The organism is Archangium sp. (assembly GCF_036277355.1).
Classification (GTDB): Bacteria; Myxococcota; Myxococcia; order Myxococcales; family Myxococcaceae; genus Archangium.
Genome location: NZ_DASUNC010000174.1, coordinates 51463 through 62321 on the forward strand (window position 1 = coordinate 51463; position 10859 = coordinate 62321).

The 10859-nt window shown below is 70.3% G+C and carries 11 protein-coding genes; 5 read left to right on the forward strand and 6 right to left on the reverse strand.

What is annotated here, in order from left to right:
- Window positions 1–195: 195 nt before the first annotated feature.
- Window positions 196–690 (forward strand): GNAT family N-acetyltransferase, encoded by a 495-nt coding sequence (locus VFZ09_RS43860; RefSeq protein WP_329733794.1) that lies wholly within the window; start codon window positions 196–198, stop codon window positions 688–690.
- A gap of 6 nt (window positions 691–696) precedes the next feature.
- On the opposite strand, the gene VFZ09_RS43865 is transcribed toward VFZ09_RS43860, so the two are convergent.
- Complete coding sequence (locus VFZ09_RS43865) at window positions 697–1272, reverse strand: hypothetical protein (RefSeq protein WP_329733795.1); 576 nt, start codon at window positions 1270–1272, stop codon at window positions 697–699.
- 107 nt (window positions 1273–1379) lie between these two features.
- Window positions 1380–2348 carry an aldo/keto reductase gene (locus tag VFZ09_RS43870; protein WP_329733796.1) on the reverse strand — a complete coding sequence of 323 codons (969 nt, stop codon included), beginning with the start codon at window positions 2346–2348 and terminating at the stop codon, window positions 1380–1382.
- Window positions 2349–2519: 171 nt separating this feature from the next.
- Here VFZ09_RS43870 and VFZ09_RS43875 point away from each other — a divergent pair, with 171 nt between their 5' ends.
- Together VFZ09_RS43875 and VFZ09_RS43880 are read left to right on the forward strand one after the other, a co-directional pair.
- Window positions 2520–3821 (forward strand): porin, encoded by a 1302-nt coding sequence (locus tag VFZ09_RS43875; protein ID WP_329733797.1) that lies wholly within the window; start codon window positions 2520–2522, stop codon window positions 3819–3821.
- A gap of 98 nt (window positions 3822–3919) precedes the next feature.
- On the forward strand, window positions 3920–4156 hold the full coding sequence (locus tag VFZ09_RS43880) for a hypothetical protein (protein WP_329733798.1): 237 nt from the start codon (window positions 3920–3922) through the stop codon (window positions 4154–4156).
- Window positions 4157–4404: 248 nt separating this feature from the next.
- Here VFZ09_RS43880 and VFZ09_RS43885 read toward each other — a convergent pair whose 3' ends face one another.
- Complete coding sequence (locus tag VFZ09_RS43885) at window positions 4405–5586, reverse strand: phospholipase D-like domain-containing protein (RefSeq protein WP_329733799.1); 1182 nt, start codon at window positions 5584–5586, stop codon at window positions 4405–4407.
- A gap of 165 nt (window positions 5587–5751) precedes the next feature.
- Complete coding sequence (locus VFZ09_RS43890; RefSeq protein ID WP_329733800.1) at window positions 5752–6381, reverse strand: hypothetical protein; 630 nt, start codon at window positions 6379–6381, stop codon at window positions 5752–5754.
- Between the two features lie 154 nt (window positions 6382–6535).
- On the opposite strand from VFZ09_RS43890, the gene VFZ09_RS43895 reads away from it, so the two are divergent.
- A complete protein-coding gene (locus VFZ09_RS43895; RefSeq protein ID WP_329733801.1) occupies window positions 6536–7960 on the forward strand; it encodes a M48 family metalloprotease in 1425 nt (474 codons plus the stop codon).
- Window positions 7961–8105: 145 nt separating this feature from the next.
- Window positions 8106–8693: a GAF domain-containing protein gene (locus VFZ09_RS43900; RefSeq protein ID WP_329733802.1), complete on the forward strand. Its 588-nt coding sequence runs from the start codon at window positions 8106–8108 to the stop codon at window positions 8691–8693.
- 251 nt (window positions 8694–8944) lie between these two features.
- On the opposite strand, the gene VFZ09_RS43905 is transcribed toward VFZ09_RS43900, so the two are convergent.
- Window positions 8945–9208 carry a hypothetical protein gene (locus tag VFZ09_RS43905; RefSeq protein WP_329733803.1) on the reverse strand — a complete coding sequence of 88 codons (264 nt, stop codon included), beginning with the start codon at window positions 9206–9208 and terminating at the stop codon, window positions 8945–8947.
- A 27-nt stretch (window positions 9209–9235) separates the two neighbouring features.
- Window positions 9236–10831 carry a reverse transcriptase family protein gene (locus tag VFZ09_RS43910; protein WP_329733804.1) on the reverse strand — a complete coding sequence of 532 codons (1596 nt, stop codon included), beginning with the start codon at window positions 10829–10831 and terminating at the stop codon, window positions 9236–9238.
- Between the last annotated feature and the right edge of the window lie 28 nt (window positions 10832–10859).

Below are 10859 nucleotides of genomic sequence, written 5' to 3' on the forward strand. Positions count from 1 at the left end.
GAGGGACTTCCCGGGCGGGTGTATAGGGGCGCCCCGGGTGGGAAATCCACCTCACCGAACCGCTGACGCGGCGGGCCATGCGCAGCTGTCATCTCCCCTACTCCGCCCCGCGGGCGCACACACCCGGGGTATGAGCCGCCAGAGTGCCTCTGGGCGCTGGCCTCGGGGCGGAGGCTGTGGAACGTTGGGACTCCCATGAGCACGGAACTGAAGCTGCGCCCCATCGAGCCGCGAGACGACGCGGCGGTGGCGGCGATCATCCGCCAGGTCATGCCCGAGTTCGGCGCGAGCGGCCCGGGTTTCGCCATCCACGACCCCGAGGTGAACGGCATGAGCGCGGCCTACGCGCGCCCGGGGAGCGCCTACTGGGTGGTGGAGGACGAGGCCGGCCGCGTGCTGGGCGGAGGCGGCATCGCGCCCCTGGACGGCGGCGAGCCCGGCGTCTGCGAGCTGCGGAAGATGTACTTCCTGCCCGAGGTGCGCGGACGTGGCGTGGGCGAGCGGCTGCTGCGCCAGTGCCTCGCGTTCGCGAAGGAGGCGGGCTACCGCACGTGCTACCTGGAGACGCTCGAGGGGATGAAGCAGGCGCAGAAGCTCTACCAGCGCCTGGGCTTCCAGCCGCTCCGCGCGCCCATGGGCGCCACGGGCCACTTCGGCTGCGATCGCTGGTACGCGCTCGAGCTGCGCTGAGCCGCCCTACCCCCGCGTCGCCGCGGCCCCCCGGATGCGGCGGCAGAGCGCCGAGGCCGCCAGGAAGCCTTGGCTGAAGCCCTTGCGGAAGACGTTCTCGTAGAACCGGCCCACGCCGGGCACGGCGGCGATCATGTCGCCCAGGCTCCACATCTCCTCGTGCGTGTGGACCACGGGCTTCAGCTCCTCCACCGTGGAGCCCACGAGGGAGAAGTCGTAGACGAGGATCGTCCGCAGCGGGTACGTGTACAGCCAGCTGAACTGCCTCAGGTTCATGATCCCATCGACGATGGCCCGGCCTCCCCGGAGGCCCTCCTCCAGCTGCACGTTGAGCTGGAAGATGTCGAAGTCGAAGGAGAACATGCAGTGGAAGCCGGCCGCGCCGCGCCGGTAGATCTCCCGGCCGGTCCCCTGCTGCCAGGGATCCTTGAAGGTGATGTCCTCCCCGATGAAGGGCATGACCTCGTCATCCAGCACCTGGGGAGGAACGCTCGTGTCGTAGAGCGTCTCGGTCATCCGCCGGAAGCGCGCCTCCAGCCGTCGAATGAGCTCCCGCTCCGCGTTCCCCTCCGGGTTTCCCATGGGGTCGCCTGCCCGCTCCCTGTCATTCACGCCATCAAGCACGCACACAGGGTAGGCATCGTGGCAACCCCGGGGAAGCCGGGCCCGGATTCCAGGCGCTCGCCCTCTCAGAGGAACTGCCGCGACAGCTCGTCGATGCGGCGCAGCTCGTCCGGCGAGAGGGTGAATTCCCCTGCCCCGACGTTCTCCTCGGCGTGGCGCCGCTTCGTCGCCCCCGGGATGACCACCACCGACTCCCCGTGGAAGTGGATCAACCAGTTGAGGGCCACCTGCGAGGGTGTCACGCCATGGGCCGTGGCGATCTTCCGCAGCTCCTCGATGAGCGGGCGGCTGCGCTCGAGCCCCTTGGCGCGGAAGTTCGGCAGGAACTTGCGCGGGCCCACGCGGTTCTTGATGAGCGTCGGGTCCTCGTGGAACTTGCCCGACAGCAGGCCCTGGGCGAGCGGCGAGTACGCGATGAGGGTGATGCCGAGCTCCTTCGCCGCGGCGAGCACTCCGTTCGACTCGATGCGCCGGTCCAGCAGGCTGTACTGCATCTGATTGGACACGAGCGGAACGCCCCGGCGCGCCAGCACCTCGTGGAACGCGCGCATCCGCTTCGCGGAGAAGTTGCTCACCCCCACGGTGCGGATCTTCCCCGCCTGCACCAGGTCCGCCATCGCGTTGGCCTGGGCCGCGACCGAGGCGAGCGTGTAGGGCTGGTGGATCTGATGCAGGTCGATGCCGAAGGGGCTCAGGTGCGTGAGCCGGTCGCCAATCGTGTTCACGATGCTGGAGGCACCGCGGAACGGATACGGAAACCACTTCGTGGCGACGACGACGTCACCGGGCTTCTTCCCCAGCCGCGTGAGGGCGTTGGCGAGCGCCCGTTCCGAGCGGCCATCCCCGTAGGCCTCGGCGGTGTCGAACCAGTTGATGCCTCCGCGCAGGGACGCGTCGACGATCTCCTCCACCGTCTGCGTGGGCAGGGCCTCCCAGAAACCACCCGCCAGGCCAGAGCCCTCGGAGAACTGCCAGCACCCCAATCCAATGGCGGAGATCTCGATGTCCGACCGCCCCAGTCTTCGCTGTATCACCGTTGTTTCCTCCTGGTGTCCGCACTCTTGCAACGCGAAGAAGGCACCCATGTGACGTCCCTGCAACAGCCGTTCTCCGAATTGCACTCTCCCGTCCAATTCGGTACCGAGCCCGTCACAACCGCCTGGGAGCGCTTCCGCTCCCGCAGGCACGGAAGCATTCAAGCCCCCATGTCTTCTTCCTACCGCCCCGTCTTCCAGGCCCTGCTGTCGGGCGCCACCCTGCTGCTGTCTCCCCTGTCGCTGGCCCAGCAGGAGCAGGCCTCCCCGCCTCCCGCCGCCGAGCCCGCGCCCGAGGCCACGCCCACGCCGGCTCCCGAAGCCGCTCTGCCTCCCGAGGCCAAGAAGGAGAAGGAGAAGGAGACGCCCTGGTACGAGCGGTTGAAGATCCGGGGCTACACGCAGTTCCGCTACAACCGGCTCCCGAGCTTCCAGCGCAACGACGACCTCATCAACGAGCAGGGCGACCGCTTCCTCGGGAAGAACCAGGGCTTCGGCATCCGGCGGGCGCGGCTCATCATCTTCGGTGACGTCCACGAGCGCGTCTCCGTCTACCTGCAGCCCGACTTCGCCTCGGTCATCGGCGAGCAGCTCCACGTGGCCATCCTGCGGGACTGGTACGCCGACATCTTCCTCGACGCGAAGAAGGAGTTCCGGCTGCGCGTGGGCCAGTCCAAGGTGCCGTACGGCTTCGAGAACCTCCAGTCGAGCTCGAACCGCGCCCCCTTCGACCGCAACGACGCCATCAACAGCGCGTTCCGGGACGAGCGCGAGCTGGGCCTGTTCTTCTACTGGGCGCCCGAGGAGATCCGCCAGCGCTTCGCCGACCTGGCCAACAGCAAGCTCAAGGGCTCGGGCGACTATGGCGTGGTGGGCTTCGGCGTCTTCAACGGCCAGGGCGCCAACCGCCCCGAGCGCAACGACAACCTGCACGCCGTGGCCCGCTTCACCTGGCCCTTCCTGTTCGGCAAGCAGTACGTCGAGGCCGGCGTGCAGGGCTACTACGGCCGCTTCAACGTCGCCACGGGCACCGGGTACTCCATCCGGGGTGGAAACGACATGGTGGATGCCCGCGCGGCCGCCACCCTCGTCATCTACCCGCAGCCCATCGGCTTCGTCGCCGAGTACAACGTGGGCCGCGGCCCGTCCCTCGGCGAGGGCGCCGAGAACACCGTCGTCTCCAGCCGCCCGCTGCACGGTGGCTACGCGCAGCTCATGTACCGGCTGGACAACGTGCTCGGCGTCTCGATCCTCCCCTACGTGCGAGGCACCCTCTTCCAGGGCGGCAAGAAGGCCGAGACGAACGCCCCCCGCTACGACGTGCGCGAGCTGGAGCTGGGCGTGGAGTGGCAGATCCTCAAGGCCCTGGAGGTCACGGGCGCCTACGTCCTCGCGGACCGCACCTCCTCGCGCGCGCCCTACGAGCAGGAGCAGGGGCACGTGACGCGCATCCAGGTCCAGGTGAACTACTGACGGGACGCTCGCCGGGCCGCTCGCCCGGCGGAGCGGCAGTACGCGGCGGCCAGCCCCACGGGGCATCCCCATGTTCACCGGGAACAGGAGGTGCCCGGATGGCACAGGACCAGGACAAGGGAAAGCTGCAGGCCAGCGAGGACCAGGAGAAGCGGAACCCGAAGGTGGACTCGGGTGACGTCTCGGGTCAGGGCCGCGAGCGCCGGGATGACGAGGAGTACCCCAAGCACCGCAACGCGGGCGAGTTCGGCACCCACGGCGGCCCCAACAAGCCGGGTAAGGAAGACACCCGGAAGATCCATGCCCCCGGCAGCTCGAAAGCGGGCTCCCCGTAGTCTCCGGGCCCCGGCGAGCCGCAGCGGACGGACGGCCCGCGCAGCCCCGGAGGCTCCTTCCCGAGCGGACAAGGAGCCTTTCGACCTCGGTGTGGTGCTCGCGCGGGTGCGCGAGTCCATCCGGGGTTTCGCGGACGCCGCCATGTTCGAGCTGGCGGAGCGCGGCCATGCGAGCCTCTTCGAGCAGCTCGTGGGCTGCCTCCTGTCCATCCGCACGCGCGCGCTGAGGCCGCCGGCCTCACGGAGCCTCAACGGTCCACGGCGAGCAGCTGCGTCACCCGCCGTGCGAAGCGCCGCCATGGGTTGGTGCGCCCACCGCTCGCGAGCGTCACCTCCTTCGAGTGCGCCAGGTCCCGCGCCCAGCACCGCGCCAGCTTCGCGGCGAGCCTCCGGTCGGCCACCACCAGCGAGCCCTCGCGCATGCGGTGCAGCGACAGCGCGTCCAGGTTGGTGGAGCCCACCACGGTCAGCCAGTCGTCCACGAGCACCGTCTTGGAGTGCATCATGGAGGGCTGGTACTCCCACATGCGCACGCCGCCCTTCAGCATCCGCTCGTAGGTGGCGCGCTGCGAGGCGCGGACGATGCGCCAGTCGTGCACGGGCCCGGCCGCGAGCACCCGCACGTCCACGCCCTGCTTCCGCTTCTCCAGCAGCTGCTCGAGGATGGCCTTGGGCGGGGTGAAGTACGCGTTGGCGATCCACAGCCGCTCGCGCGCCTCGGCGAACACCATGCGCAGCATGCGCTCGGCCTCGGAGATGCCGGAGGCGCCGATGCTCTCCACGAAGCCCGCGCAGGTATCGCCCTCGCCCTCGCCGGACGGCTCGGGGAAGCAGCGCTCCGGGAGCAGCGCGCCGCCACACTCCTGCCACGAGCGCGCGAAGGCGATCTGCATGTCGCGCACCGCGGGGCCCTCCACGCGCACGTTGGTGTCGCGCCACTCCTCGGGACTGTCTCCCTGGCCCTGCCAGGACTTCCAGATGCCGAAGCCCCCGGTGAAGCCCACCTTCCCGTCGATGAGGACGAGCTTGTGGTGCGTCCGCCCGAAGAGCCGGCCGAGCCACCGCCCCGAGAGCGGCCGGAAGTAGTGGACCTCGACGCCGCCCTCGCGCAGCCGCCACTCCACCATGGGATCGAAGTCGTGCTCGCCGCGGACCTCCTCGCTGCCCACGGGGTCCACGATGACGCGGCAGGCGACTCCGGCACGCGCGCGCTCACACAGCGCCTCCACGATGCGATTGGACGGCTCGCTGGGCCGCCAGATGAACACGAGGATGTGGACCGACTCGGTGGCCTGGCGGATGGCCTCGACGATTTCGTCGAAGATGGCGCCGTTCTCCACCAGCTCCACGCGGTGGCCCGGCTCGAGCCGCACGCGGGTGGACTGATAGAGCGCATGATTGAAAGCCCCCAGGCCGGGCGGCAGCGCCATGGGACCACGCATCTCATGCTGGCGGTTGCGGTGGTCAGGAGTCTCCCAGCCCTCTGCTTCCATCGGTGGCGATTCCATGACCGTGGGAAGGTAGGGACGACGCCGGGCCGGGGAAGCCCTCGCGAAGCGCCGTGCCCGCCTGCCTGCCTGCGCCCCTCGTGAGGACTACTGGACGGAGGACGGAGCGCGGAACACCTGGCCGTCCTGTCCCTCGAGCACCAGGCTCGCGTCGTCCTTGGGAGACACGCGCAGCGAGGCGCGGGGCTGGCCCTTGCGGTCCACGAGCAGCAGCCCGGGAGCACCGTGCTCGTCGGCCCCGAGAATGGCCCGCGGGCGCCCGTCCTCGTCCGCGAGCTCCAGGCGCGAGGAGCCATCGGGCATCAGGCCCACGGAGAAGAACTCGGAGCCACCGTTATTGCCGAGCACGAGGCGCGGGGCCTCGTCCGAGTACACGGTGAGCTCGGCGAGCATGGAGCCCTCGGCGGTGGCGAAGCGCAGCCGGGGCGAGCCGCTGGCGTCCACGCCGAGCAGGGCACGGGGATGGCCCTGGGTGTCGTGCAGCACCAGCCCGCCCTCACCGCCCTCCTGGGCCGAGAGCGTGGCGCGGGTGCGGCCCTGGCTGTCCATGAGGGTGAGGCGCGAGGCCACCAGCTCCCCGCCCGTCGAGGCCCCCACGGGGCGCAGCACGGCCACGCCCACACCGAGCGCCCCGAGCGCGAGCGCGGCCAGGGTGACGGATTGCAGGCGGCGGCAGCGGCGCTCCAGCAGCTCCAGGCGTGACTCCAGGCTCTCCATCCGTCGGGACCTCCTGTCCGGGCCTGGCGGCGGGCGCCGGATGACCAGAGGCTAACCGAGCCGGGCCCTCCGATGCGCGCCTCTGTCCACCATCCACCTCCCGCCGCGGGTGGGACTGGTGGGCGCCGGACGCCAGACGTATCCGCCCTGGAACATGTCCCGACGACTTCTCTTCCCGTGTCTGTTGCTCGCCCTGGCCGCGTGTGTGCGCAACCCCGTCACCGGCAAACGGCAGTTGTCCCTCGTGTCCACGCAGGACGAAATCGAGATTGGCAAACAAGGGGCCCAGGACGCGCGGCAGTCCATCGGGCTGCTGCCGGACCCCGCGGCGCAGGAGTACGTGGCCCGGGTGGGCAGGAGCCTCGCGGCGAAGTCGGAGCGGCCGCAGCTGCCCTGGAGCTTCCAGGTGCTGGACGATCCCACGGTGAACGCCTTCGCCCTGCCGGGCGGCCCCATCTTCGTGACGCGCGGCATCCTCACCCACCTCAACTCCGAGGCGGAGCTGGCGGCGGTGCTGGGACACGAGATCGGCCACGTCACGGCGCGGCACTCGGCCTCGCAGATAACGCGGGCGCAGCTCTCGCAGCTGGGCCTGGGGCTGGGCACGGTGCTGGTGCCGGACCTGGCCCGGTACGGCGGGCTCGCCTCGGCCGGTCTGCAGCTGATGCTGCTCAAGTACGGGCGGGACGCGGAGACCCAGGCCGACGAGCTGGGCCTGCGCTACATGCTGGAGGAGCGCTACGACCCACGCGAGATGGTGGGCCTCTTCCAGATGCTCTCGCGCGTGAGCGGCGCCGAGGGCAGCCGGCTCCCCACGTGGCTGGCCACGCACCCCAACCCGGAGGACCGTCTGAAGGAGACGCGGCGGCGCCTGGCCACGCTGAACCTGGACACCGCCACGCTCCGGGTGGAGCGCGAGCCCTTCCTGCGCCTGCTCCAGGGCATGCCCTACGGAGAGAACCCGCGGCAGGGCTTCTTCCAGGGGTCGCGCTTCCTCCACCCGGAGCTGCGCTTCCAGCTGGACTTCCCCCCGGGCTGGCGGATGTCCAACCAGACGCAGGCGGTGCTCGCCGTCAGCCCGCAGCAGGACGCCCTCGTGGGGCTCGCCGTGGTGGGCAACGTCCCTCCCGAGCAGGCCCTGCAACAGTTCTTCGCGAACCAGGCCGTGCAGCCGCTCCCCGTGGCCCCCGTGGGCCTGCCCCCGCTCTCGCGCTACTTCGAGGCCCGCACGGAGCAGGGCGTCCTCCAGGGGGTGACGGCCTTCGTCTCCCATGGCGGCAGCACCTGGCAGCTCATCGGCTACACGGCGGCCGGCCAGCTCGCCACCCATGAGCCGGCCTTCCGCGCCACCCTCTCCAGCTTCCGCGAGCTGAATGACCCGGCGGTGCTCGGCGTGCAGCCGGCGCGCATCGAGCTGGTGACGCCCGGCGAGCCGATGACCCTGGAGCAGTTCAACGCCCGCCACCCCTCCACCCTCCCCTTGGAGGAGCTGGCCACCGTCAATGGACTCAACCCGGGTGACACGATCCCCGCGGGGCGGACGGTGAAGCGCGTCGTGGGGGGCGTGCTCCCCCGCTGAATTCCAGAAGAGCTGGCAAAATCCAGATATGCTTGACAGCCAGAACCTACTTGATGTTCAATGAACTCATGAGTCACTGAGAAGTCGGCTCAGTCCTGTTTTCCTGTTTCAAGTCCGGGATACCCCCCTCGGAACGGAGGATGCGATGTCGCTCGAAGCATTCACGAAGGTGACCGAGGCCTCGAAGCTGCTGGTGGAGCACGGATTCTCTGGCCAGGCGGTGATGTCGGCCATCGAGATGGTGGGCAAGGCCATCGGGGTGGACCGGGCGGTGGTGTACGAGAACAGCACGGCGACGATGCCGGGCAAGCGCCTGGCGCCGCTGCGGCACGCGTGGGGCTCGGCGCCGATGACGCCGCTCATCCAGACGTTCCCGCTGAAGGATCAGATGTCGGGTTGGGTGGAGGTGCTCTCGCGCGGGCAGCCGGTCTGGGACCTGGTGCGCAACATCCAGGGGCCGCTGCAGGTGAACCTGGAGGCGCAGGGGGTGCAGTCGGTGCTGCTGAGCCCCATCAACGTGGGCAACATCAACGGCCAGTGGTGGGGTTTCCTGCGGCTGGACGACTGCCAGAAGGAGCGGCGGTGGTCGTCGGATGAGCTGACCATCGTCCGGACGCTGTCGCGCTCGCTGTCGAACGCGCTGCGCCAGGACATGCGGCGCGAGCAGCTGGCGCAGACGCGGCAGGACCTCGAGAGCATGATGCAGCGCTGCGCGGCGACGGGCACGCGCTAACCCCCGCCCAGCACCACAAGAACCCTCCCGCGAAACCCCTATCGCGAGAACCCTCCCTCTCCCCTCGGGAGAGGGTCGGGGTGAGGGTATCGAGGCCTCGGGTTCCCCCCCATCTCAGCGCCTCACGAGCCCGGCCTGGAACCGCTGTTCCTCAGCGGTCCAGGCCGCTTCTTTTTGCACGAACACATGGTGTACACATAACACCATCCCCACCCGGAACCTGACAAGCCCCGGAGGGCGAGGCGCGCGGGCTATCGCCGGTCGCGCTGCAGGTCGGCGAGGACGCGGCGGAGGTACCAGGCCTCGGACTTGCCGGGGTGCTTCTCCTGGAGACGTGCCAGGTGGCGCGCGAGGGACTCCTCGGCCTGGGCCCGCGGGAGGTGGACGCTGCGGAAGTACGCGTCCTTCAGGCGGCTGGCCTCGTTGCCAGTGAGGAGCCAGTAGAGGACCCCGAGCGCCAGCACCGCGCCCACCACCAGGATGACGATGTCCGTATCGACGACTTCTTGATTCACGCGCGGGACCCTACCGCGAGTCCCGGCTCAGAACAGCTTCCACCACTTCTTCTTCGGCGGCTCGGTGGGCTTCTGCCCGCTGTCCGGGGTGGCCGGAGCCGGGGGAGCCGCCGCCGGAGTCTCGGGAGCCTGGGCCGGAGCCGTAGAGGACGCGGGCGCGGAGCTCCCGGCCTGTGCCGCCCCCTTCGTCCCCTTCCCACGCGGCGGCGGCAAGGGACGGCGCCCGTAGCGGGCCTCCAGGGCGCGGGCCTTCTGCTGCAACGCCTTGCCCTTCACGGGGTCCACCATGGCCACGTAGTTGGCGTAGCCCACGGCGGAGGCGATGACATCCCCGCCGTTGCCCCAGCGCTTGCCCTCGGGCCCGCTCTTCTCGAGCTGGTGCAGCAAGGCGCGGAAGCGCTTGAGCGTCTCGCGGTCCACGCCGGGCTTGTCGTTGACGACGACGCCCGTCACCTCCTGCTGCCGGCCGCGGCGCAGCACGCGCGTCTTGTCGGGGTGCGGGGTGAAGTCCTCCTCGCGCACCAGCCAGCGGACGAAGCGCAGCAGCTCGCCGGCATCGTGCGGCCCGGGCCCGGGGGCGGAGAAGGTGAGGTCATCCGCGTAGCGCGTGTAGACGAAGCCCAGCTTGCGCGCCGCGCCGGAGAGCCTGCGATCCAACCGCCGGCACAGGATGTTCGTCAGCGCGGGCGACGTCGGCGCGCCCTGGGGCAACCGCCGTCCGCCCTGCGAGACGAAGAAGCGCTGCCCGTCCAGCTCCACCTCTTCCACGTCCGGCTCGGTGCACAGCAGGGCCAGCACCGTGGCGGTGGCCTCGCTGTAGCCGAGCTTCGCGAAGACGCCCTTCACCCGCGGGTACAGCACCGAGGGGAAGAAGTCCTTCAGGTCCAGGTTCACCACCACGCCCGCGCCCACGTGGGGCCGGGCATTGGTGACGATGGAGCGTCCCGCGCGGAAGCCGTGGGCGGCGTCGTGCACGGGCACCTTCTCGAGGATGTTCTCCAGCACCCAGGCCTGCGCCGCCTTGAGGCGCGGCAGGGGCGCGGAGATGAGCCGGGTGCCGCCCGTCTTCTTGGGCAGCTGGAAGCGCACGTAGTGGCTGGTGGTGGACGCGGTGCGCGTGAAGCACAGCGCGCGGAGCTTCCCCACGCTCGACCCGAGCGCCTGCGCCAGTACCTCCGGCGTGGCCAGCACGGGCAGCCCCAGGCGCGTGAGCTTCGCTTCGTCCGGAGTGCGCTCGCTCAGGCCGCCGGACACGCCCCGGCCCAGGAAGAGCAGCTCCTTGCCCTTGCGCTCCTTCCAGGCCGCGGCCCGCGCCAGCCGCTCGCGCTCGCGCCGCTCCTTCGTCTCCCGCTGCTTGCGCCGGCTCTCCTCCAGCCGCCGCTTGCGCAGCTCGCGCTTCATCGCCTCCAGGTTGCCCAGGCGGCTCTGCTCGGTGGTGAGCGCGCGCAGCTCCGCCTGCAGCTCGTTGCGGCGGCGCACCACGTCCACCGGGTCCCCGGGGCGCTCGCTGCGCGCCGGCCAGAAGCCCAGGCGAATCATCTCCTCCAGGACGACCTCGTCCTTGGAGCCGGCGCGGATGCGGTCGTACAGCTCCTGCCGGTTACGCGGAGGCTGGGAGGACATGGTGGGCCTGATGAGAAGGGGAGAGTCC